22 protein-coding genes and 1 pseudogene are annotated in these 22,419 nt (G+C 76.8%); 11 read left to right on the forward strand and 12 right to left on the reverse strand.

Annotation, left to right across the window (positions count from 1 at the left end):
* Positions 1–27 precede the first annotated feature (27 nt).
* From PGB27_RS26790 to PGB27_RS26800, 3 genes are all read right to left on the reverse strand, one after another.
* The gene (locus tag PGB27_RS26790) at positions 28–1,107 is read right to left on the reverse strand and encodes a uroporphyrinogen decarboxylase/cobalamine-independent methonine synthase family protein (protein WP_274203531.1); all 1,080 of its coding nucleotides are present in this window, start codon (positions 1,105–1,107) and stop codon (positions 28–30) included.
* 91 nt (positions 1,108–1,198) lie between these two features.
* Complete coding sequence (locus PGB27_RS26795) at positions 1,199–1,357, reverse strand: hypothetical protein (RefSeq protein ID WP_274203502.1); 159 nt, start codon at positions 1,355–1,357, stop codon at positions 1,199–1,201.
* Between the two features lie 42 nt (positions 1,358–1,399).
* Positions 1,400–2,968 carry a Mur ligase family protein gene (locus PGB27_RS26800; protein ID WP_274203503.1) on the reverse strand — a complete coding sequence of 523 codons (1,569 nt, stop codon included), beginning with the start codon at positions 2,966–2,968 and terminating at the stop codon, positions 1,400–1,402.
* Between the two features lie 96 nt (positions 2,969–3,064).
* Between PGB27_RS26800 and PGB27_RS26805 the strand changes: the two genes are divergently transcribed.
* From PGB27_RS26805 to PGB27_RS26820, 4 genes are all read left to right on the forward strand, one after another.
* The gene (locus PGB27_RS26805) at positions 3,065–3,907 is read left to right on the forward strand and encodes a 3-methyladenine DNA glycosylase (RefSeq protein WP_274203504.1); all 843 of its coding nucleotides are present in this window, start codon (positions 3,065–3,067) and stop codon (positions 3,905–3,907) included.
* Positions 3,908–3,990: 83 nt separating this feature from the next.
* A complete protein-coding gene (locus PGB27_RS26810) occupies positions 3,991–4,485 on the forward strand; it encodes a pyridoxamine 5'-phosphate oxidase family protein (RefSeq protein WP_274203505.1) in 495 nt (164 codons plus the stop codon).
* Positions 4,486–4,535: 50 nt separating this feature from the next.
* Positions 4,536–7,715: an acetyl-CoA carboxylase family protein gene (locus PGB27_RS26815; RefSeq protein ID WP_274203506.1), complete on the forward strand. Its 3,180-nt coding sequence runs from the start codon at positions 4,536–4,538 to the stop codon at positions 7,713–7,715.
* Positions 7,712–8,272: a TetR/AcrR family transcriptional regulator gene (locus tag PGB27_RS26820; RefSeq protein WP_274203507.1), complete on the forward strand. Its 561-nt coding sequence runs from the start codon at positions 7,712–7,714 to the stop codon at positions 8,270–8,272. The genes PGB27_RS26815 and PGB27_RS26820 overlap by 4 nt, the downstream gene beginning before the upstream one ends.
* On the opposite strand, the gene PGB27_RS26825 is transcribed toward PGB27_RS26820, so the two are convergent.
* From PGB27_RS26825 to mrf, 3 genes are read right to left on the reverse strand one after another with little or no spacing between them, the layout of a single operon-like run.
* Positions 8,245–9,132: an EamA family transporter gene (locus PGB27_RS26825; protein ID WP_274203508.1), complete on the reverse strand. Its 888-nt coding sequence runs from the start codon at positions 9,130–9,132 to the stop codon at positions 8,245–8,247. The genes PGB27_RS26820 and PGB27_RS26825 overlap by 28 nt on opposite strands.
* A gap of 58 nt (positions 9,133–9,190) precedes the next feature.
* Positions 9,191–9,562 (reverse strand): hypothetical protein, encoded by a 372-nt coding sequence (locus PGB27_RS26830; RefSeq protein WP_274203509.1) that lies wholly within the window; start codon positions 9,560–9,562, stop codon positions 9,191–9,193.
* Complete coding sequence (mrf, locus tag PGB27_RS26835; RefSeq protein WP_274203510.1) at positions 9,559–10,845, reverse strand: ribosome hibernation factor-recruiting GTPase MRF; 1,287 nt, start codon at positions 10,843–10,845, stop codon at positions 9,559–9,561. The genes PGB27_RS26830 and mrf overlap by 4 nt, the downstream gene beginning before the upstream one ends.
* Positions 10,846–10,905: 60 nt before the next feature.
* Here mrf and rpmG point away from each other — a divergent pair, with 60 nt between their 5' ends.
* Both rpmG and PGB27_RS29560 read left to right on the forward strand, forming a co-directional pair.
* Positions 10,906–11,070 carry a 50S ribosomal protein L33 gene (gene rpmG / locus PGB27_RS26840; RefSeq protein ID WP_274203511.1) on the forward strand — a complete coding sequence of 55 codons (165 nt, stop codon included), beginning with the start codon at positions 10,906–10,908 and terminating at the stop codon, positions 11,068–11,070.
* Positions 11,067–11,189 (forward strand): annotated as a pseudogene (locus PGB27_RS29560) (30S ribosomal protein S18); the annotation flags it as partial. The gene rpmG and the pseudogene PGB27_RS29560, both read left to right, overlap by 4 nt.
* A gap of 143 nt (positions 11,190–11,332) precedes the next feature.
* Here PGB27_RS29560 and PGB27_RS26850 read toward each other — a convergent pair.
* The gene (locus PGB27_RS26850) at positions 11,333–11,635 is read right to left on the reverse strand and encodes a DUF222 domain-containing protein (protein ID WP_274203532.1); all 303 of its coding nucleotides are present in this window, start codon (positions 11,633–11,635) and stop codon (positions 11,333–11,335) included.
* Complete coding sequence (locus PGB27_RS26855; RefSeq protein WP_274203512.1) at positions 11,632–12,177, reverse strand: PadR family transcriptional regulator; 546 nt, start codon at positions 12,175–12,177, stop codon at positions 11,632–11,634. Before PGB27_RS26855 ends, PGB27_RS26850 begins: the two co-directional genes overlap by 4 nt.
* A gap of 93 nt (positions 12,178–12,270) precedes the next feature.
* On the opposite strand from PGB27_RS26855, the gene PGB27_RS26860 reads away from it, so the two are divergent.
* From PGB27_RS26860 to PGB27_RS26880, 5 genes are read left to right on the forward strand one after another with little or no spacing between them, the layout of a single operon-like run.
* The gene (locus tag PGB27_RS26860) at positions 12,271–13,806 is read left to right on the forward strand and encodes a class I adenylate-forming enzyme family protein (RefSeq protein ID WP_274203513.1); all 1,536 of its coding nucleotides are present in this window, start codon (positions 12,271–12,273) and stop codon (positions 13,804–13,806) included.
* A complete protein-coding gene (locus PGB27_RS26865) occupies positions 13,803–16,190 on the forward strand; it encodes a xanthine dehydrogenase family protein molybdopterin-binding subunit (protein ID WP_274203514.1) in 2,388 nt (795 codons plus the stop codon). Before PGB27_RS26860 ends, PGB27_RS26865 begins: the two co-directional genes overlap by 4 nt.
* Position 16,191: 1 nt before the next feature.
* On the forward strand, positions 16,192–16,971 hold the full coding sequence (locus PGB27_RS26870; RefSeq protein WP_274203515.1) for an enoyl-CoA hydratase/isomerase family protein: 780 nt from the start codon (positions 16,192–16,194) through the stop codon (positions 16,969–16,971).
* Positions 16,972–16,978: 7 nt separating this feature from the next.
* Positions 16,979–17,812, forward strand: a complete 834-nt coding sequence (locus PGB27_RS26875) for an FAD binding domain-containing protein (protein ID WP_274203516.1) — start codon at positions 16,979–16,981, stop codon at positions 17,810–17,812.
* Positions 17,809–18,978, forward strand: a complete 1,170-nt coding sequence (locus PGB27_RS26880) for a xanthine dehydrogenase family Fe-S subunit (protein WP_274203517.1) — start codon at positions 17,809–17,811, stop codon at positions 18,976–18,978. Before PGB27_RS26875 ends, PGB27_RS26880 begins: the two co-directional genes overlap by 4 nt.
* A 173-nt stretch (positions 18,979–19,151) precedes the next feature.
* Here the strand turns inward: PGB27_RS26880 and PGB27_RS26885 are convergent, their stop codons facing one another.
* From PGB27_RS26885 to PGB27_RS26900, 4 genes are all read right to left on the reverse strand, one after another.
* A complete protein-coding gene (locus PGB27_RS26885) occupies positions 19,152–19,508 on the reverse strand; it encodes a PRC-barrel domain-containing protein (RefSeq protein WP_274203518.1) in 357 nt (118 codons plus the stop codon).
* 11 nt (positions 19,509–19,519) lie between these two features.
* On the reverse strand, positions 19,520–19,981 hold the full coding sequence (locus PGB27_RS26890) for a hypothetical protein (protein WP_274203519.1): 462 nt from the start codon (positions 19,979–19,981) through the stop codon (positions 19,520–19,522).
* A gap of 139 nt (positions 19,982–20,120) precedes the next feature.
* Complete coding sequence (gene mnmA, locus PGB27_RS26895; protein ID WP_274203520.1) at positions 20,121–21,194, reverse strand: tRNA 2-thiouridine(34) synthase MnmA; 1,074 nt, start codon at positions 21,192–21,194, stop codon at positions 20,121–20,123.
* A gap of 37 nt (positions 21,195–21,231) precedes the next feature.
* Positions 21,232–22,419 (reverse strand): cysteine desulfurase family protein, encoded by a 1,188-nt coding sequence (locus PGB27_RS26900; protein ID WP_274203521.1) that lies wholly within the window; start codon positions 22,417–22,419, stop codon positions 21,232–21,234.

A 22,419-nucleotide genomic window follows, 5' to 3' on the forward strand; every position in this document is an offset into this window, starting at 1 on the left:
AGTATCCGGCCCCGCAGTGAGCAGCGATCACCAGCTGTCCGGCGGGTCGGCGAAGGCGCGGGCCAGCTCGACGGTGGTGCTCGTCGCCCGCCGTGCCCAGGCCGGGCTCGCGCCGGCGAGACCGCAGGTGGGGGTGACGACGGCCCGGTCGGCGAGGCGGGCGCGGTCGAAGCCGAGGCGGTCGGCGAGGTCGAGGGCGGGACGGGCGAGGTCGCCGAGCTCGGCACCCGCCGACGGATCGGTCGAGGGCACGATCCCGAGCCACAGTTCCGTGCCGCCCTCCCAGAGCTCGCCGAGCGCGTCGAGGACGTCCTTGGGTACCGCGTCGACGGGTCCGGCTCCGCTCCGCTGCGCGTCCCGAGCGCCGCCGAGGGCGCCGACGTCGACCGCCACCGCGTCGGGGCCGGTCGCGCCGATCAGGGCCAGCGGCGGGGTCGGGTGGCAGCAGTGGACGACGACCTCCGCGGCGCCGGCCTGCCGGGCCGCCGTGACCGCCCCCGCGAGCAGTGTGCGGGCCTCGGCGCCGGGCACCGCGCCGACCGTCCCGTACCCCGAGGGTGTCCTCAGCGAGCCGGCGAGGACGGCGGGCAGCGTCGGCTCGTCGATCTGCACGACCACGGGCGCCTGGGTGCGCCGCGTCAGCTCGCCGACGTGGGTGCGCAGGCCCTCGCCGAGGCTGGCGGCGAACTCGGCGAGCGCGCCGCGGTCGGTGAGCACGCGGTGCCCGGAGCGCAGCTCGACCCCGGCCGCGAGCGTCCACGGGCCCGCGACCTGGCACTTCACGGCGGGCGGGGTGGCACCGGCCTCGCCGAGCGCCTCGTCGAGCGCGTCGACGTCACGGGCGAGCAGCTCGACCGCGCGCCGGTGGTCGCCGCCGGGCCGGCGCGCCACGCGGTACCCCGAGGGCCACACCTCGACGGCGAGGTCGACGAGCAGGCCGGCGGTGCGCCCGACCATGTCCGCGCCGACCCCGCGCGCGGGCAGCTCGGGGACGTAGGGCAGGCCGGGGAGCTCACCGACGATCGTGCGCGCGGCCTCGCCCGGCTCGGTGCCCGGCCAGGAGCCGAGCCCCGTGGCCCGGTCGCCGGGCTGCGGCTCGCGGGCCACGGGCGACGCGTCGGTGGGTGCACTCGTCTCGCTCACGCCCCCAGGGTCCTCCCGACCGGCGGGCGTGCGCCGGGCGGGATCGGGGAGCGGGTCAGCCCTGCTCGTCGCCCTCGACGAGGTGCTCGGTCTCGCTCGCCTCGCCGATCGGCAGGACGTCCTCCGGGTTCGGCTGGTCGCCCTCGGGCGATTCCCCGTGCAGCTGGGCGGCGTCGGGGACGACGGTGGAGCGGTCGGTCGGCTGGTCGGTCATCGGTGACCTCCTCGGGAGCGACGCGGACGATGACCCTGGCGGTTACCCATGCCACACCCCGTCCGACCGCGTCTGCACCGATGCGGTCACGGGACGGGCCCGGGCCCCGAGGGCGGCCCGGAGCACGGCGCGGTCGTCGAAGGGCCGCCGCGTCGTGCCGGCCACCATCTCGGTGTCGGTCCCGCGCCCGACCACGACGAGCACGTCACCCGGGCCGGCCGCGTCGACGGCGAGCGCGAGGGCCCGCCCGCGGTCGGCCTCGACGTGCACCGCCGCCCCGTGGCGCGCCCGCGCCGCCTCGGCGAGCGCGGCGCGCAGGGCGGCCGGGTCCTCCGAGTGCGCGCTCTCGTCGGTCACGACGACCACGTCGGCGGCGCCCGCCACGACCGCGCCGAGCTCCGCACGCTTGGCCGGGTCCCGCTCGCCGGTCAGCCCGAGGACGACCACCACCCGGCCCTCGGTGAGCGACCGCAGGAACGGCAGCAGGCGCCGGTGCCCGCCCGGGTTGTGCGCGAAGTCGACGAAGGCGGCGAACGGCTGGCCCGCGTCGATCCGCTCCAGCCGCCCCGGGACGCCGTCGAGCGCCTCGACCCCGGCGACGGCGTCGTCCACCGCGACCCCGGAGGCCACGGCCGCGACGATCGCGGCGAGCGCGTTGTCGACCTGGTGGGCGCCGAGCAGGCGCAGCCGCACCCACCGGTCGGTCCCGGGGCCGACGAGGCGGAAGGTGCTGCCGTCGAGCCCGACCCGGCAGGACCCGGCCCACCACGTCGCGTCGCGGCCGGCGGCGGAGACGGTGACGACCGGGCAGCGGGTCTCCCGGGCGAGGCGGCGCCCGTGCTCGTCGTCGACCCCGATGACCGCCAGGTCGGTGCGCTCGGGCACGAAGAGCGAGGCCTTGGCCGCGTAGTAGGACTCGACGTCGTGGTGCAGCTCGAGGTGGTCCGGGCTGAGGTTCGTGAAGACGGCGGTGCGGAACCGTGTCCCCACGACCCGGTCCAGGGCGAGCGCGTGGCTGGACACCTCGAGCACGACGTCGGTCGCGCCGTCGTCCCGGGCGGTGGCAAGCAGCTCCTGCACCACCGGCGCCTCCGCGGTCGTGCGCCGGCTCTCGCGGCGTCGCCGAGGAGTGCGCATCCCGAGGGTGCCGGCCAGGGCGGTCGGACGCCCGCCGGCGGCGAGGGCGGCCGCGAGCAGGTGCGCCGTGCTCGTCTTGCCGTTCGTGCCCGTCACGCCGTGGACCGCGACGGCGCGCGACGGCTCGCCGTGCAGCCACGCCGACAGCGGCCCGAGCAGGTCGCGGGCGTCGCGGACGAGCAGCGTCGGCAGCCCGGCCGCGGGCCGGTCGGCGAGCACCGCCACGGCCCCGGCGCGCCGCGCGTCGGGCGCGCGGTCGACGCCGTGGAGGCTGGCGCCGGGCAGGGCCACGAACAGGTCGCCGGGGGCTGCGGTCCGGCTGTCGCAGGTCAGCCCGTCCACCCGCACACCCGGCGCCGCGTCGCCGACCAGGCGGGCCGTGGGGTCGAGGCCCTGCACCCACGCGAGCACGTCGTCCAGCGCGATCGGGGCCCGGGCGGGCCGCCACCGTTCCTCGGCCTGGTCCTGTGCCATCGGGCCCCCCGTACCGCCGGGGCTCGGCCCGACCCGCGCGGCTTCCCCGCCCGCGGGCCCCACAACCCGGCCGCCCGGTCACACCCCGCTGGCACCATGGTCGGGGTGGAGGTGCTGGACGCGCAGCAGTGGCGGGCGCGGGCCGACGCGCACGCGGCGCGGGCCGACGCGCTGACCGCCGGGCACCGGGCGCGGAGGGCCCGCGGCGAGGCGCACCCCGTCGAGGACTTCCTCTACACCTACTACCCGACCCGCCCGTCCCGGCTGCGGCGCTGGCACCCGGGAGCCGGGGTGGTCCTGGCCGACGCCGACGAGCGCGCGGCGTGGCGGCACTACGTCGCCGACGCCCGGGGCGTGCGGGTGGACCACGCGACGCTGCGGGCCGAGCGCGCCGCGACGATCACCTTCGTCGCGGGCCTGCTGCGCGCCACGGCCGCGCGCCCGGCCCAGCTCGGCTGCTTCGGGCTGCACGAGTGGGCGATGGTCTACCGCGACCAGCACACCCGGCACCCCGTCCCGCTGCGCCTCGGCGCCGCCGGCACGGACGCGGTCGTCGAGGCGCACCGTCTCCGGTGCTCGCACCACGACGCCTTCCGGTTCTTCACCGCGGACGCCGCCCCCCGCAACGCCGTCACCCCGACCCGGGAGCGCCAGGTCGAGCTCGAGCAGCCCGGGTGCCTGCACGCCGGGATGGACCTCTACAAGTGGGCGGACAAGCTCGGCCCGCTCGTGCCCGGCGAGCTGCTGCTCGACGCCTTCACGCTCGCCCGCGACATCCGCGTGCTCGACATGCGCGCCTCGCCCTACGACCTCGCCGACCACGGCCACAACCCCGTCCGCATCGAGACCCCGGAGGGCAAGGCCGAGTACGCGGCCGCCCAGCGGCGGTTCGCCGAGCGCGGCGCGGCGATCCGGACCCGTCTGCTCGCCGTCTGCTGAGACCTGTCGAGAACACGCCGTCGGCTCCGTCCCGGAGGTGTCGGACCACCGAGGTCACGACCGACGAGCCAGGGAGCGCCGCCATGGACCAGCACGAGGTCACCGAGGAACTGTCCGCGCCGGGTGCGCAGGAGCTGCTGACGACGACCGCCATGGCCCACCTCGCGTACACCGGCGGGGACGGCACCCCGCGGGTGATCCCGGTCGGCTTCTTCTGGACCGGGAGCCAGGTGGTCGTGTCCACCGCCACCACGTCGCCGAAGGTCGCGGCGCTCGCGGCCCGCCCGGACGTGGCCGTCTCCATCGACCGCGGCGACACCCCCGGCGGTGCGCGGGCCCTGTCGATCCGCGGGCGGGCGGAGGTCGAGATCGTCGACGGCGTCGTGGAGGAGTACCTCGCCGCGTCCCGGATCAGCATGGACCCGGAGGCCGCCGCCGGGTTCGAGCAGGCCGTGCGGGCCATGTACCCGCAGATGGCCCGGATCGCGATCACGCCGACGTGGGCGCGGTTCTACGACTTCGGCGCCGGGCGCATCCCCCGCTTCCTCCAGGAGCTCGCCGAGCGCGCCCAGCGCTGACTTGACAAGGTTGTAAAGTCCGGGGCCATGGGACGCCCCGGGCTCGCGTCGTGATCCGCCTGCTCGTCGCCAACCGGGGCGAGGTGGCGCTGCGCGTGCTCGCCACGGCCGCCGACCTCGGCCTGGCGACCGTCGCGATCGCCCCCGCCGACGACCGCACCACCGCCCACGTCGCCGCCGCCGACGACGCCGTCGAGCTCCCCGGTGCCGGCCCCGCGGCCTACCTCGACGTCGAGGCGGTCGTGGCCGCGGCGACGAAGGCCGGGGCGGACGCCCTGCACCCCGGCTACGGCTTCCTGTCCGAGAACCCGGCCCTGGCGCGGGCCTGCGCGGACGCGGGGATCACGTTCGTCGGCCCCTCGCCGGAGGTGCTCGAGCTCTGCGGCGACAAGGCCCGCGCCCGCGAGCACGCCCGGTCCGTGGGCGTGGACGTGCTGGCCGCGACCGCGCCACCGACGACGCCCGACCAGGCGCGCACGTTCCTCGAGGGTCTCGGCCCCGGCGCGGCGGTCATGGTCAAGGCCGTCGCCGGGGGCGGTGGGCGCGGCATGCGGGCGGTGCACGACCCCGCGGCGCTGGTCGACGCCCTGGACCGCGCCTCCTCCGAGGCGGCCGCGGCGTTCGGCGACCCGGCGGTGTTCGTCGAGCGGCTCCTCCCCCGCGCCCGGCACGTCGAGGTGCAGGTCGCGGGTGACGGGACCGACGTCGTGGTGCTCGGCGACCGCGACTGCAGCGTCCAGCGCCGGCACCAGAAGCTCGTCGAGATCGCACCGGCCCCGGGCCTCGACGACGACGTGCGCGAGCGGCTGCACGACGCCGCGCGCCGGATCGCCGCGCCGGTGGGGCTGCGGGGGCTCGCGACGGTCGAGTTCCTCGTCGACGGGGCGACGACGGCGTTCCTCGAGGTCAACCCGCGCCTGCAGGTCGAGCACACGGTCACCGAGGAGGTGCTCGGGATCGACCTCGTCGCCGCCCAGCTCCGCCTCGCCGACGGCGCGGACCTGCGTGCGGCCGGGCTCGACCCGGTGCCGGCGCGCCGCGGCACGGCCGTCCAGGCGCGGGTGTGCACCGAGACGCTCGGCGCCGACGGCTCGGTCACCCCGCAGGCCGGGACGCTCGAGCGCTTCTCCCCGCCGACCGGCCGCGGGGTGCGGATCGAGACCCACGGCCGGCCCGGGTACACCGTCAGCCCCCGCTACGACTCGCTGCTGGCCAAGGTCGTCGTCCACGACCCCGCCGGCGTGCCCGCGACGGTCCTCGCCCGCGCCGCCCGCGTCCTGCGCGCCTTCGACGTCGCGGGCGTCGCCACCAACCTCGGCGTGCTCACCGCGCTGCTCGACCGGTACCGGCACGCCGTCGTCGACACCGGGTTCGTCGATCGCCACGCCGCGGAGCTGGCCGACCCGGCGCCCCTCGAGGACGTCCCCGACGGCGGCGACGCCCTCGCCCTCCGCGCCCCCACCGCCGGCGTGGTCGTGGCCGTCGAGCGCCCGGCGGGGACGGCGGTCGGCGCCGGCGCCACGGTGCTCGTGCTCGAGGCGATGAAGATGGAGCACGTCGTGGCCGCGCCGCGGGCCGGGACGGTCGACGACGTGCGGGTCGCGGTCGGCGACGACGTCACCGCGGGCACGGTGCTCGCGCTGCTGGGCCCGGGCGACGCCGAGGGTGCCGCCGCCGAGGACACCGCGGCCGCCGACCCCGACCACGTCCGCCCCGACCTCGCCGAGACCCTCGAGCGCCACCGCCTCACCACCGACGAGGCACGCCCGCAGGCCGTCGCCAAGCGTCGCGACGTCGGGCGGCGCACCGCGCGGGAGAACCTCGCGGACCTCCTCGACGCGGGCAGCTTCGTCGAGTACGGCGCGCTGACGGTGGCCGCGCAGCGCCGGCGGCGGGCGTTCGACGACCTCGTCGCCCGCACCCCCGCCGACGGCATCGTCACCGGCACCGGCACGGTCGACGGTCGCCGCGTCGCGGTCCTCGCCTACGACTACACCGTGCTCGCGGGCACCCAGGGCGTCCTCAACCACGCCAAGACCGACCGGCTCCTGCGGCTCGCGCTCGACCACGCCCTGCCCGTCGTGCTCTTCGCCGAGGGCGGCGGCGGGCGGCCCGGCGACACCGACACCACCGCCGTCGCGAGCCTCGACGTCGAGACGTTCGCGCTGTTCGCGCGGCTGTCGGGGCGGGTGCCATCGGTCGCGATCGTCGCCGGGTACTGCTTCGCCGGCAACGCCGCCCTCGCCGGCTGCGCGGAGCTGATCGTCGGCACCCGGGACCTGTCGCTGGGCATGGGCGGGCCCGCGATGATCGAGGGCGGCGGGCTCGGGTCGGTCACACCGGGCGACGTCGGCCCGGCGAGCGTGCAGGGCCCGAACGGCGTGCTCGACGTGCTCGTCGACGACGAGGCGGCCGCGGTGGACGTGGCGAGGCGCTACCTGGGGCTGTGCACGGGAGCGACCGCCGCCCCGGAGCCGCACGACCAGCGGCTCCTGCGCCACGCCGTCCCCGAGAACCGGCTGCGCGTCTACGACGTGCGTCCCGTGCTCACGACCCTCGCCGACCCCGACACGGTGCTGGAGCTGCGCCCGGAGTTCGGCCTCGGCATCGTCACCGCGCTCGCGCGCATCGGCGGTCGACCCGTCGGCGTGCTCGCCAACGACCCGCGCCACCTGGGTGGGGCGATCGACGCGCCCGCCGCGGAGAAGGCCGCGCGGTTCCTGCAGCTCTGCGACGCGCGGGGGCTGCCGGTGGTCTCGCTGTGCGACACCCCGGGCTTCATGGTCGGCCCCGACGCCGAGCGGACGGCGACGGTGCGGAAGTTCTCGCGGATGTTCGTCGCGGGCGCCAACGCGCGGGTCCCGCTCGTCTGCGTCGTGCTGCGCAAGGGCTACGGGCTCGGCGCGATGGCGATGGCGGGCGGGCACCTGCACCGCCCGGTGATCACCACGGCGTGGCCGACGTCGGAGTTCGGCGGCATGGGGCTCGAGGGCGCGGTGCACCTGGGCTACCGCCAGGAGCTCGAGGCCCTGTCCGGCGCGGCGCGGAAGGCCCGCTTCGACGAGCTCGTCGGCGCGTACTACGAGCGCGGCAAGGGCCTGTCGGTGGCGAGCGTGTTCGAGGTCGACGACGTCATCGACCCGGCCGCGACCCGCGACGTCGTGCTCGCCGCGCTCGACACCGCGGGCGACGAGCGACCGCCCCGCCACCCGCTCGTGGACACGTGGTGAGCACCCGCACGGCCGTCCTCGCCGCCGCGTCGCGGGTGTTCGCCGACGAGGGCGTGGGCGCGGCGAGCATCGGGCGGATCGCGGCGGCCGCCGGCGTCACGCGCCCCACGGTGTACGCCTACTTCGACACCAAGGAGGCGATCTTCACCGCGCTCGTCGAGGAGGTCCGCGACGCGTTCCTCGCCGCGCAGGAGGTCCCCGACACCGGCGACCCGGCGCCCGTCGCCCGCGCGGTGATCACCTCCTACCTCGAGCTGCACGTGCGCCACCTGCCGCTGCTCGCCGCGATCGACCAGCGCGCCCGCACCGACCCCGCCGTCGCCGCCGCCCGCGACGACCTCCTCGCGCGCGTCCACCGCCGCAACGCGCGCTTCGTCGAGCGCCTCGCCGCCGCCGGCCGGTCCCGCCCGGCCCTCGGCGCCCCCGCGCTGTCCGAGGCGATCACGGGCATCGTGCGGCGGTTCGCCGAGGTCGCCGAGCACGCCGACGCGGCGACCCGGGTGCGGCTCGCCGACGACGCGGTCGCGGCCTACCTGCGGCTCGTGGGCCTGGACTGACGGACCGCCCCGATGCTCGCGACCACGACCATCCCGATCGCCAGCGCCGAGACCGGCGTCAGCTCCTGGCCCAGCACGACGAACCCGGCGGTCGCGGCGACCGCCGGCGCAAGGCTCATGAGCACCGAGAACGCCGCGGTCGGCAGGCGCCGCAGCGCGAGCAGCTCGAGGCTGTAGGGCACGAGCGAGGACAGCAGCGCCACGGCCGCGCCCCACCCGAGCACCACCGGGTCGACCATCGCCGACCCGCCCGCCACGACCCCGAGCGGGAGGGTGAGCACGGCGCCGACCGTCATCGCCAGCGCCAGCCCGTCGAGGCGGTCGAAGCGCCCGCCGGCGCGCTGCGAGGCGAGGATGTAGGCGGCCCACATCGTCGCCGCGCCGAGCGCGAACAGCGCCCCGGTGACGGTCAGGCCCGCGAGCCCGCCGCGGCCGAGCAGCGCGACCCCCGCGAGCGCGAGCGCCGCCCACAGCCAGCTCGACGCCCGGCGTGACGCGACCACCGAGAGGACGAGCGGGCCCAGCACCTCGATCGTCACGGCTGCCCCGAGCGGGATCCGCGCGATCGCCTCGTAGATCAGGGTGTTCATGCCCGCGAGGGCCACGCCGAACCCGACGACGAGGGTCCAGTCGCGGCGGCTGCGCCCGCGCAGGCGGGGCCGGCAGACCACGAGGAGCGCCAGCGCCGCGAACGCCAGCCGCAGCGACACCGCACCGATCGGCCCGACCCGGTCGAACAGCCCCGTCGCCGCCGCCGCGCCGAACTGCACGGAGAACTGCCCGACGAGCACCATCGCGACCGCGCCCGCCCGGGCCCGGGTCGGTGCGGTCGGGGTCGCCGGGTCGCGGACGTCCGTCACGCCCCGACGCTGCCACGGCAGGACACGGAGCGCAGCGGAGCTGGACCACCGCGGCGTCCTACATCGCTCGCAGGTGCTCGGGGGGCGGGTGGTCGACGCCCCCGGCGAGCCAGGTGCAGAGGTCGTCGACGTCGGCGGGCTCGTGCAGCGGACCGGCCACGACGGCCGGCCCGGTGGGCGCGCGGGTGTGGTCGCACGGCTGCACGAGGACGAGCCCGCCCGCACCGTGCGGGGCGGTGCCGTGGGCGCAGGCCGCCGTCGTCAGGCACGCGGCCGAGACCAGGATCCCGTGCGGGCAGCGGCGGACCGTGCCGCGCAGCGCCTCGCCGACGGCGTCGCGGTCGGGGGCGGGGCGCTGGTGGTGCGGACAGCCGTCGCTGCCGCAGTAGACGGCGGTGAACCCGACGGTGCTGCCGGTCCTGTCGCTCACGGCGCCCCTCCCTCGCGACGGCCCGGCTCGCTCTCCACGCCGCCGGGCAGGTCGTCGCACGGGTCGGCGTGGCGGTGCCCGAACGGGTCGGGGAGCCGGCGCCAGGACGCCTCCCCGCGGGCGAGCTCGGCGTCGGTGAGCAGCGCCGCGTCGAGGGCCTCGACGATGCCGGCGGGGTCGGCGTCGTGGACGAGGACGACGAGCTGCTGCTCGCGGTCGCCGAAGCGGTCGTCCCACCGCAGGGCGGCCGCGGCCCGGCGCTCGTCGTCGACGTCGTCCCAGGTCTCGGCCCCGTCGGCCGCGGCGAGCCACGTGCCCGCGTGGCCGATCTGCAGCGCGCCGCCCGCCGACTCGAGCCACAGCACGTGCTCGGGCTGCGAGGCGACCCAGAGGCGCCCGCGGACGCGGATCGTGCCGTGGAGCAGGACGTCGACCGCGGCGTGCAGTCGCTCGGGGTGGAACGGGCGGCGGTGCCCGACGTGCAGCAGCGAGACCCCGGCGTCGCCGGCCAGCGGCGGCTGCCCGCGCAGCAGCGGCGCGTGCGCGTCGACGGGCACGCCGCGGCGGGCGTCGGCGGGCAGGTCGGCCAGGCGCGCGACGACCTCGGCACCGAGGTCCGCGGCGACCGCGGGGGCGCTCGCGGGCGAGTCGGCCACCGTCAGGCGCACCGCGCGCGGGGCGAGGCGGTCGAGGACGGCGTCGAGGCGCACGCGCTCCCACGGCGACGGGCACCGGCCGGCGACGACGAGGACGTCGGCGTGCTCGGCCTGGCCCACCACCATCTGGGCCACCGTGCGCTCGTCGTCGGCGGTCAGCCCGAGGCCGCGGTCGACCAGGGCGTCGTCGCCGCCGGCGTCGTCGAGCCAGGACGCGGCGTCGAGCACGCCGACGACGCCGCGCAGGGCGAGGACCGCGGCGAGCGGGGCGTCCGCACCCGCGGGGACGAGCGCGTGCAGCGCCTCGGTCACGGCCTCGGGCTCCATGCCGGGGTCGAGCAGGAGCACGACGTGGCCGACGGCGGGATCGCGGGCCAGGCGCAGGAGCAGCGGCAGGAGGTCCTCGCGCAGGGTGCAGGCCACGCAGCCGTGGGCGAGCTCGAGCACCTCGTCGCGCGCGCCGTCGTCGTCGACCAGGCGGCGGTGGACCACACCCTCGCCGAGCCCGCGCAGGTCGTGGGCGACGAGCACCCCGCCCACCGGGCGCACCGCCGCCGCCACCGCGGCCGTCGCGGCGCGGTCGGCGCCGGTGACCAGCGTCAGTCCCGTCCCGTGTCCCTCGGGCATACCGCTCCTCTCCCGTGCGTTACCGTGAACGATAATCATGTTCAACAAGGAGGGGAAGTCGTGGCCCGCAACGATGTCCGACCGATCGTGAAGCTGCGCTCCACCGCCGGGACGGGGACGACGTACGTCACCCGCAAGAACCGGCGCAACGACCCCGACCGGCTCGTGCTGCGCAAGTACGACGCCCGCGTGGGTCGTCACGTCGACTTCCGCGAGGAGCGATGAGCCGCGCCCCGCGCCCGCCCCGACGCCGCGAGCCCAACCCCCTGCGCGACGTGGACACCGTCGACGGGAAGGACGTGTCGGTGCTGCGCACCTTCGTGTCCGACCGCGGGAAGATCCGCTCGCGGCGGGTCACCGGGCTGACCGGCCCGCAGCAGCACCGGGTCGCCGCGGCGATCAAGACCCCCGGGAGATGGCGCTGCTGCCCTCCACCTCGACGCCCGGGAAGGGGTGAAGGACGCGCCGGAAGGCCGTCAGGACTGGGCTACGCCTGGTCGGCCGGGGTGTCGGTGACCCGCAGCAGCAGGGCGACGAACGCGTCCGCGTGCAGCCGCCCGCCGCTGCGGGGCACCTCGCCCCGGCGCTCGTCGTCGGCCACGAGCTCACCGGCCACGCGCTCGAGGGCGCGCACCAGCGGCTCGCCGAGCTCGGGCGGCACCTCGCCGAGCAGCTCGAGCGAGCCGTCCTCCCGTCGCTGCGTGGAGAGGTGCGCCAGCGCCGTCCGGAGCAGCCGGCGGGGCTCGCCGGCCACCAGGTCGTCCTCCGAGCCGTCGTCGGGCGCGGTCACGCGGACTCCTCCTCGGTCACGTCGTCCAGCAGCGACGACCAGAACCGCAGCGCGGCGTGCTCCATCTCCAGGCCCAGCCGCAGGGTGATCATGCGCTTGGCGACGGCGTCGAGGTCGGCGTAGCGGGCCTGCATGTCCTCGTAGACGGCGATGCGCTCGCGGTGGGCGGCGACCTGCTCGCGGGCGAGGCGCACGACGTCCGCGGTCTCGCCGACCTCGTTGAAGAACAGCTTGAGCTCGGCGATGTCGCGCATCTGGAAGTGCTCGGGCGTCGGTTCCGCCAGCCACGCCCGCAGCTCGGCGAGGCCCGCGTCGGTGAGCCGGAAGGTCCGCCGGCGGCGGCCCTCGGCCTCCGTCTCGGCCTCGAGCAGCCCGAGCTCGACCAGCCGCTGCGGCTCGGAGTAGAGCTGCGCGTGCGGGAAGTGCCAGAAGTAGCCGATGGAGCGCCCGACCGCCCGCTTGAGGTCGTACGACGTCGACGGCCCGCGCAGGGCGATCGTCCCGAGGACGACGTAGGAGGTCGGGGAGAGCCGGTCGGCCACGGTGGCGCAGCGTACCGACCCTTGCCGTCTCGGCGTCCGTCCCATACCGTCCGAAACAGATGGTATGCACCGGAGCATGATCGGGAGGCGGCCGTGGACCTGGCGACGGTCTGGGCGTGGACGGTCGAGCGCCACCCGACACGACGCGCGGTCGGCGGACCCGACCCGCTGACCTTCGCCGAGTGGGACGCCCGCACCGCCCGCCTCGCCCACGCGCTCCGCGGCCTCGGCGTCCGCCGCGGCGACCGCGTGGCCCTCGTCCTCACCGGGGGCGAGCCAGCGGCGTCGCTGCACCTCGCGGCCCAGCGTCTCGGCGCCGTCGCCACCCCGCTCTCCCCGCGCTTCGGCGTCCCGGAGCTCGCCCACTGCCTCGCCGACGCCGCCCCCGCGCTCGTCGTCAGCGAGCCCGCGACCGCCGGGAACACCAACGCCGCCCTCCGCGACGAACGCGTCCGCCCGGTCGCCCACCTCGACCTCGACGACGTCCGGCGCCGTGCCCGCGACCAGCCCGACACCCCGCCCTCGGACCCGCCGGGCCCCGACGACGTCAGCGTCATGCTCTACACGTCGGGCACCACCGGGCGACCCAAGGGCGTGCCGCGGACCCACCGGGCCGAGCACGCCGCCGCCGTCGCCCACCTCGTGCAGACCGGCGGGCGCGCGGGCGACGTCGTGCTCGGGGTGATGCCGCTGTTCCACACCATGGGCGTGCGGACGCTGCTCGCCTCGATCGTCGTGGGCGGCACCTGGGTGCCCCAGGCACGGTTCGACGCCGCGGAGGCCGCCGAGCTGGTCGCGCGCGAGCGGGTCACGTCGCTCTACCTCGTGCCGACGATGTTCTGGTCGCTGCTGCGCGAGGCCGACCCGGCGAGCCTGGGCCGAGTGCGGCGCCTGGCGTACGCGGGCGCGCCGATGGCACCGGCGCTGGCGGAGCAGCTGGTCGAGACCGTGGCGCCCGAGGCGTTCGTCAACCACTTCGGCTCGACGGAGATCTACACGTTCACCATCGGCACGGACGTCGCGGCGAAACCGGGCTGCGCGGGCCGCGCGGGGATGTTCAGCCGGGTCCGGCTCGTCGACCCCTCGCCCGGGGCGTCGCCCGACGCGGTCGTCGCGCCCGGCGAGCAGGGCCAGGTGGTCGTGTCGATGGCGAGCCCCGAGGCGTTCCGCGGCTACTGGCTGCGTCCGGACGCGACCGCGAAGGCCGTGCGCGACGGCTGGTACTTCACCGGCGACCTCGCCGTGGCCGACGACGACGGGGACCTGTGGGTGTCCGGCCGCGTCGACGACATGATCAACACGGGCGGGGAGAACGTCTACCCGGACGAGATCGAGGCCGCGCTGGTGTCCTGCCCCGAGGTCGCCGACGTCGTCGTCGTCGGGCTCCCGGACGAGCGGTGGGGCCAGGCGGTGACCGCGTTCGTCGTCCCCGGCGCGGGCGTGACACCGGATCGGGCCGTCGCGGCGGCCGACGCCTGGGCCCGGCGGGTCCTGCCGTCGCTGCGCCGCCCGAAGCGCGTGATCGCCCTCGACGCCGTGCCCCGGTCGGCGGTGGGCAAGACGCTGCGCCGTGTCCTCTCCGCCGGGGAGTACGAGCCGCTCGCCGACACCGCGGCGGTGTCGCGGTGACCTGGACCCCCGCACGGGACGAGGACGCCGCGCTGGTCACGGGCGCCGGGCGGTTCGTCGACGACCTCGACCCGCTGCCGGGCACGCTCGTGGCCGCCGTGGTCCGCAGCCCGCACCCGCACGCCCGCATCCGCGGGGTCGACCTCGCGGCGGCCCGCGCGCACCCCGGCGTCGCCGCAGTGATCGGGCCCGACGAGGTGCGGGCCGCCGTGCGCCCGTTCCCGCTGTCGACCTCGACGCCGATGCCCTACCTGCCCAGCGGGGTGGACGCGGTGCGCTACGTCGGGGAGCCGGTGGCGGTCGTCGTCGCGGGCGACCGCTACGTCGCCGAGGACGCCGCCGAGCTCGTCGCGGTCGACTACGAGCCGCTCGACGTCGTCGTCGACACCCGGGAGGCGCTGGGCCCCGAGGCCGTCCTCCTGCACCCGGAGGCGGGCACCAACGTCGCCACCGACCGCACCTTCACCTTCGGGCCGGTCGACGAGACCTTCGCCCGCGCCGACCACCTCGTGCACGGCGAGTACACGTTCCCGCGCTACTCGTCCGTGCCGATGGAGGGCTACGGGGTGGTCGCGCAGTGGGTCGACGGCGCCGACGGGCCGGGCGTCGAGTGCTGGGCGAACTTCCACGGGCCGTTCACCATGGTCCCGGTCGCGGCCGGGGCGCTGGGGATCCCGGTGTCGCGGTTCCGGATGCACGTGCCCGCGGACATCGGCGGCAGCTTCGGGATCAAGTCCGGCATCTACCCCTACGTCGTGCTGATGGCGCTCGCGTCGAAGCACGCCGGGCGGCCGGTGCGCTGGACCGAGGACCGCGTCGAGCACCTGCTGGCGAGCTCGTCGGGCGCCGGACGGGTGATGGGGTTCTCCGCGGCCGTGTCGGGGGACGGGGTGGTCGAGGCGCTGCGCGTCGACCTCGTCGACGACGTCGGCGCCTACCTGCGCCCACCCGAGCCGAGCACGCTGTACCGCTGCTTCGGCAACATCACCGGCGCCTACGACGTGCCCGCGGTGGCGATCCGCGCCCGCGCCGTCGTCACCAACCGCGCGCCGACCGGCCTCAACCGCGGCTTCGGCGGCCAGCAGCTCTACTTCGGCCTCGAGCGGCTGATGGACGCCGTCGCGGCGCGCACCGAGCTCGACGTGGCCGAGGTCCGGCGCCGCAACCTCGTGCGCGCGTTCCCCCACCGCACCCCGACCGGCGGGCTCTACGACTCCGGCGACTACCCCGCCGCCCTCGACCTCCTGCTGGCGAAGGGCGGCTACGACGAGCTGCGGGCGCGCCAGGAGGCCGCGCGCGCCGAGGGCGCGCACTACGGGGTCGGGCTGGCGCTGGTCGTCGACCCGTCCGGCACCAACATCGGCTACGTCGGGCTCGCGACCCCGGCGTCGGAGCGGAAGCCGGGCCGGGACAAGTCGGGCTCGACCGAGATCGTCCGCGCCTCGGTGGACCTGCAGGGCGTGGTGACGGTGCTGCTCGGCTCCGTGCCGCAGGGCCAGGGGCACGCGACGGTGGCCCGGCGCGTGGCGGCGACCCGGCTGGGGCTGCCCGTCGAGCAGGTGCGCGTCGTGGTCGACATGGACACCGCGTCGACGCCGTGGACGGTGACGTCGGGCAGCTACTCCTCGCGCTTCGCGCCGCTCGTGACGAGCGCGGTGGTCGCGGCGGTCGACCGGCTGGCCGAGACGGCTCGGGCGGGGGCCTCGGTGCTGCTCGGGGTCGCCCCCGACGGGCTGGAGCTGGCCGACGGGTCGGTGCGCGACCCGGCGACCGGGGCGTCGTGCCTGTTCCGGCACGCGGCGGGGGTCGTGCACTGGGATCCGGGCGCGCTGCCGGCCGGCGCCCCGGCGCGCCTGGCGACCGAGGGCGAGTTCGTGCCGCCCGAGGCCGTCGCGGCGACCGCGGAGGACCGGATCAACTCCTCGCTCTGCTACGGCTTCGTCGCCGAGATGGTCGGCGTGCGCATCGACGCGGACACGCTCGAGGTGACCCTCGACCGCGTCGCGACCGTGCACGACGCCGGCACGGTCCTCGACCCGGTACTGCTCGAGGGCCAGGTCCTCGGGGCGCTGGTGCACGGGCTGGGCGGGGCGGCGTACGAGGAGTTCCGGTACTCCCCCGCCGGCCAGCCGACGTCGGCGACCTTCCTCGACTACCTCTGCCCCACGAGCGCCGAGACCGCGTTCCCGCTGGTCTCCGACCACGTGTCGTCGCCGTCGCCGCTCACCCCGCTCGGCGCCAAGGGCTGCGGCGAGGGCAGCTCGATGAGCTTCCCGGTCGCGTACGCCAACGCCGTCGCCGACGCCCTGGCCCCGGCCGGCGTCGCCATCGACGCCCTGCCCCTGCACGGTTCCGTCATCCACGACCTCCTGGGAGACCGCTGACATGGCACTGACCGGTGGCGAGGTCCGCCTCGAGCGCTCGCACGACGGCCGGGTGGCGGACGTGACGCTGTCCCACGGGCGCTACACCGTGATCACGTGGGAGATGCGCCGGCTGATGGCCGAGCGCTTCGCCGAGATCGACCGCGATCCCGACGTGCAGGTGGTCGTCATCCGCTCCGACGGCGAGCACTTCTCGTCGGGCGGGGACATCGCCGGGTTCATGGAGGTCGAGCCGATCGACTTCACCGACCTCGGCCACGACGTCACCGCGCCGTCCCGCAGCCCGAAGCCGGTGATCGTCGCCGTCGACGGCTACGCCTTCGGCGTCGGCCTCGAGCTGGTCCTGTCCTGCGACATCCGCCTCGCGACCGAGCGCAGCCGCTTCGCCCTGCCCGAGATGAACCTCGGCATGATCCCGGGCTCCGGCGGCACCCAGCGCCTGGCGCGGCTGATCGGGCTGTCGCGGGCGAAGCACCACGTCATGACGGCGCGGCGCATGTCGGGGCAGGAGGCCGCCGACTGGGGCGTCGTCGCGGAGCTGCACCCCGACCGCGCGGCGCTCGACGAGGCCACCGAGGCCCTGGTGACCACGATGCTCGGCTTCTCGCCGCTGGCGCTGCGCGCGGCCAAGGAGGTGCTCGACCGCGGCGTCGACGCGCCCCTGTACTCCGGGATCGAGCTCGAGCGGAAGGCCTACGCGATGCTGCGCTCGAGCCACGACTTCGCCGAGGGCGTCGCCGCGTTCGGCGAGAAGCGCGCGCCGTCGTTCACGGGCCGGTGAGGCGGCGATGAAGGCCGCGCCGTTCGCGTACTGCCGCCCCGACTCGGTCGACGAGGCGGTCGACGTGCTCGCCGGTGGGGACGCCAAGGTGCTCGCCGGCGGGCAGTCGCTGGTCCCGGTGCTGGCGATGCGCCTGGGCCGGCCCGGCACGCTGGTGGACATCACGCGGCTGCCGGGGCTGGACTCCCTGGTGGTCCAAGACGGGCAGCTCCACGTCGGGGCCGCGGTGCGGCAGCGGCGCGTGGAGCGGTCAGCCGAGGTGGCCGCCGTCCCTCTGGTCGCGCGTGCCCTGCCCTTCGTCGGGCACCGGGAGCTGCGCAGCCGCGGGACGGTGTGCGGCAGCCTCGCGCACGCCGACCCTGCCGCCGAGCTCCCCGCCGTGGCGGCGTGCCTCGGGGCGTCGGTGGTGGTCCGTGGTCCGGGCGGGGAGCGGGTCGTCGCGGCGGCGGACTTCGTCACCGGCGCCATGACCACCGCGGTCGGGCCGGACGAGCTCGTGACCGGCGTGCGCTTCCCGGTGGCAGGGGCGGGCGAGGGCTTCGGGTTCGCCGAGCTCGCCCGCCGGCACGGCGACTTCGCGCTCGCCGGGGTGGCGGTGCGGGTGCGTGGTGAGGCGGCGACGCTCGCCGCGTTCGGGGTGTCCGACCGGCCCGTGGTCCGCGAGCTGACGCTGGACCCCGACCCCACCGAGGCCGGTCTGCGCCCGGTGACCGACGCGCTCGCCGCCGAGGTCGTCGACACCGACGGCGACGCGCACGGCTCGCGCGGCTACCGCGTCCGCCTGCTCGGGGTGCTCGCCGCGCGGGAGATCGTCCGTGCGCACCGGGAGGCCCACCGATGAGGGTCGAGGCCGACGCCACCGCCGACGTGACCATGACCGTCAACGGGCGCACGGTGACCGTGACCGTCGCCCCGCGCACGACCCTGTCCGACGTCCTGCGCGACCGCCTCGGGCTCACCGGCACCCACGTCGGCTGCGAGCACGGCGTCTGCGGGATGTGCACGGTCCTCCTCGACGGCGAGGCGGTCCGCGCGTGCCTGCTGTTCGCCGTGCAGTGCGAGGGCGCCGCGCTCACGACCGTCGAGGGTCTCGGGACCGCTGCCGACCAGCACCCCCTGCAGCAGGCGTTCTCCCACCACCACGGGCTGCAGTGCGGCTTCTGCACGCCGGGGATGCTGATGAGCGCCTACGACCTGCTCGCGGGCGGCACCTACGACCCGGCGACCCTGCCCGAGGACATGTCCGGCGTGCTGTGCCGGTGCACCGGCTACCGCGGGATCCTCGCCGCGGTCGACGACGTCGCGCGCACCCACCCCGACGGCGTCCCCCCGCCCCGCGCCGCCGTGCCCCCCGCGCTGGTCGGGCGCTCGGGGAGTGCCAGCGTGGCGGCCACGCTGACGTCAGGTGTCAGGGAATCCACCGGCTCGCCCACGGAGATCACGGTCCCGTCGGGCCCGCCGACGGTGACGGTCGAGGTCCGCAGCACCCTGTCCTCGCCGGTCGAGGACGTCTGGGCGGTGCTGGCCGACCCGGCGCGGCTCGTCGCCTGCCTGCCCGGCGCGGCGATGACCGAGGACCTCGGCGACGACCGCTACCGCGGCCGCGCGGTCGTCGCCCTCGGACCGGTGTCGCTGCGCTTTGAGGGCCTCGCCCACGTCGTCGAGCGCGACCCCGCGGCGCACCGCCTGCGCCTGCTGGCCCAGGGCACCGACCGCGGCGGATCGTCGACCCAGGCGGTCATCCGGCTCGCCGCCGACCCCGACGACGGCGGCGGCACGACGCTGTGGGCCGACGCCGACGTCCACCTCAGCGGCCGCGTCGCCCAGTTCGGCCGCGCCCTGGCCGGCGACGTCTCGCGGCGGCTGTTCGAGCGGTTCGCCGAGGCCGTCGACGAGGCCGCGCGCACGGGCGAGGCACCCACCACGCGGCCGAGCCCCCTGCGCCTGGCCCTCAGCGCCCTGCTGGCCCGGCTCCGGCGGCTCCTGCGTCGTCAGCGGCCCCGGTAGCGCGGCGGGCGCTTCTCGGCGAAGGCCGCCGGGCCCTCGACCGCGTCGTCGGTGCGCATCACGCGCAGGAGCGCCGCGTGCTCGAGCGCGTCGCGGGCGTCGGGGCGGTCGATGGAGAGGACGCGGCGCGCGGGTCGGTCGCGTCGTCCTCGACGCGGAGGGGCGCGGCGCGCTCAGCGCCGCGCGAGCCGGCGTGCCGCGCCCGGCGAGGCCGCCGCGAGCCCGTAGTGCTCGAAGATCGCCGGCTCGTCCTCGGCCGCGAGCTCGCCGTCGGTGTCGATCGACGGGGCGTGCCTGGCCAGGTCCTTCGCGACGGTGACGCGCACGTGGTCCGGGGCGACCGTCGCCCCGACCAGCGGGACGAACGCGAGCCGGCGGCGCCCGATCATGCCGACGATCACCGTGGCGAACGCCGGCTCGTCGGAGACCGTGTCGACATAGATCGCCTCGAGCTCACCGATCTTGCCGCCGGTGGGGTCGACGACGTTCTTGCCCTGCCAGTCGCGGATGTTCTCGGCCTCGAAGCCCATGGGCCGGGACCCTAGCGGCGCGGCGCCGACAGGACGCGGACCGCGAGCGCCTCGGTGATCCCGAGCCGGGGCGTGTTCTCCCGAGCGCGCTCGGCGATCTGCCGGGGCGAGAGGCCCATGTCCGCGTAGAGCCGGACGACGTTCTCCTGGGCGGAGGTCCAGGACGGTCGTGCGGTGCGCGCCGCGACCGGGCGGCGCGGGGCACGGCGCGGGGACGGGATCCGCGGGGTCTCGACCGGCGCGGTGCCGAGGCCCGTGTTCTTGGTGGCGAACTCGCCCGCCGCGGCGCGGGCCGCGATCTCGTCGGGCTCGGCGACGCGGAAGGCGTCGCCGCTCTTGTTGACGGCCACCGCGGTGACCGTCGGGCCCCGGCGGAACTGCGCCTGGCAGGCCGCGGCGGTGCAGTAGGTGTATCCCAGCTCGGCACGCTCCGCGGGGATCTCGCGGCCGCACCCGATGCAGTTCGTGGTCATGCTGTGTTCGATTCTACTCCGCCCACGCCATGCCCTGCGGCTATCGCGGGGCGCCGTCGGCGGGTGATCAACGGGGACTTCGCGCGCGTAGAAGCAGCGAACAGCGCGTTCGTTGCGACCGGGGACGGGCCCCGCCCGCTCAGCGGCCGGTCGAGGCGATGGTGGCGCTGCCCAGGACGACGTCGCCGGCGGGCTCCGGGCGGTAGAACACCGCCGCCTGGCCCGGCGCCACGCCGCGCAGGGGCTCGTCGAGCACCACCTCGACGTCGCCGCCGTCGACCCGCACCGTCGCCGGCGCCAGCCCGCCGTGGGCCCGGACCTGGACGACGCACGCCACCGCGTCGGCCGGCGGGTCGACGAGCCACACCGGGTCGGTGGCGCGCAGCGTCGTGACGTCGAGGTCCTCGGCCGGTCCCACGCGCACCGTGCGGCTCACCGGCTCGAGGCCCAGCACGTAGCGCGGCCGCCCGTCGGGCGCCGGGCGCGCGATGCCGAGGCCGTGGCGCTGGCCGACGGTGAAGTCGTGGACGCCGCGGTGGTGGCCGACGACGGCGCCGCTCGGGTCGACCATCTCCCCCGGCGCCGCGTCGATGCGCTCGGCGAGGAAGCCGCGGGTGTCGCCGGAGGGGATGAAGCAGACGTCGTGGCTGTCGGGCTTCTCCGCGACGACGAGCCCGCGCGCCGCGGCCTCGGCGCGCACCTCGGACTTCACGCTGTCGCCGAGCGGGAACAGGGCGCCGTCGAGCTGGTCGGGGCGCAGCACGCCGAGGACGTAGGACTGGTCCTTGTCGGGGTCCGCCGCGCGCCGCAGCAGCCCGCCGTCCAGCCGCGCGTAGTGCCCGGTCCCCACGGCGTCGAAGCCCAGCGCCCGGGCCCGCTCGAGCACCGCCGAGAACTTGATCTTCTCGTTGCACCGCAGGCACGGGTTCGGGGTGCGGCCCGCGGCGTACTCGGCGACGAAGGGCTCGACGACGTCGTCGCGGAACCGCGCGGCCATGTCCCACACGTAGAACGGGATGTCGAGGACGTCGGCGCAGCGCCGGGCGTCGCGCGAGTCCTCGATCGAGCAGCAGCCCCGCGCGCCCTCGCGCATGGTCGCGGGCTTCGCCGACAGCGCCAGGTGCACGCCGGTGACCTCGTGGCCGGCGTCGCGCAGCCGCGCCGCGGCGACCGCCGAGTCGACCCCGCCGCTCATGGCGGCCAGGACCCTCACGGTGCGCTCCAGATCCACACAGCGCGCCGATAGGACCTCACGAGTGCGCCAGCGCGTCCCCGGCCCGGCGGGCGCGCTCGACGACCGGGCCGATCGCCTCGACCACCGCGTCGACGTCGGCGCTCGTGGAGTTGTGGCCCAGCGAGAAGCGCAGCGAGCCGCGGGCGAGGTCCTCGTCGAGGCCCATGGCGAGCAGGACGTGGGACGGGCGGGCGACGCCGGCGGTGCAGGCCGAGCCGGTGGAGCACTCGATGCCCCGGGCGTCGAGCAGCATCAGCAGGCTGTCGCCCTCGCAGCCGGGGAAGGACAGGTGCGCGTTGCCGGGCAGTCGCTCGCCGGGCCGGTCGAGCGGGACGCCGTTGAGCCGGGCGTCGGGGACCTCGGCGGTCACGCGGGCGACGAGGTCGTCGCGCAGCCCGGTCAGCACCGCGGTGCGGCGCTCGACGTCGGCGACGGCCGCGCGGACGGCGGTCGCGAGGCTCATCGTGCCGGGGACGTCGAGCGTGCCCGAGCGGACGTCGCGCTCCTGCCCGCCGCCGTGCAACAGCGGGGTGCAGACGGCGTCGCGGCGCAGCAGCAGCGCGCCCGCCCCGACCGGTCCGCCGAGCTTGTGCCCGGTCAGCGACAGCGCGTCGACGCCGCTGGTCGCGAAGTCGACGGGCACGGCGCCGACGGCCTGGACCGCGTCGGTGTGGAACGGCACCCCGGCCTCGTGGGCGACCTCGGCGAGCGCGCGCACGTCGTTGACCGTGCCGACCTCGTTGTTCGCCCACATCACGCTGACGACGGCGACCTCGTCGGGGTGCGCGGCGAGGACCTGGCGCAGGGTCTCGGGCAGCACGCGGCCCTGGGCGTCGACGGGCAGGACGTCGAGCGTCGCGCCCTCGTGCCCGGCGAGCCACTCCGCGGCGTCGAGCACCGCATGGTGCTCGGCGGCGGACACGACGACGCGGGTGCGGCGCGCGTCGGCGGCCCGGCGCGCCCAGTACAGGCCCTTGACCGCGAGGTTGTCGGCCTCCGTGCCGCCGGTGGCCAGCACGACCTCGGAGGGCAGCGCGCCGACGGCCGCGGCGATCGTCTCGCGGGACTCCTCGACCGCACGACGGGCGCGGCGCCCGGCAGAGTGCAGCGACGACGCATTGCCGACGCGCCCGAGCGCCTCGGTCAGGGTGGCCGCCGCCTCCGGCAGCATCGGCGTGGTCGCCGCGTGGTCCAGGTACGTCAT

Origin of the sequence: Actinomycetospora lemnae (assembly GCF_028737315.1) — a bacterium.
Lineage (GTDB): Bacteria > Actinomycetota > Actinomycetes > Mycobacteriales > Pseudonocardiaceae > Actinomycetospora > Actinomycetospora lemnae.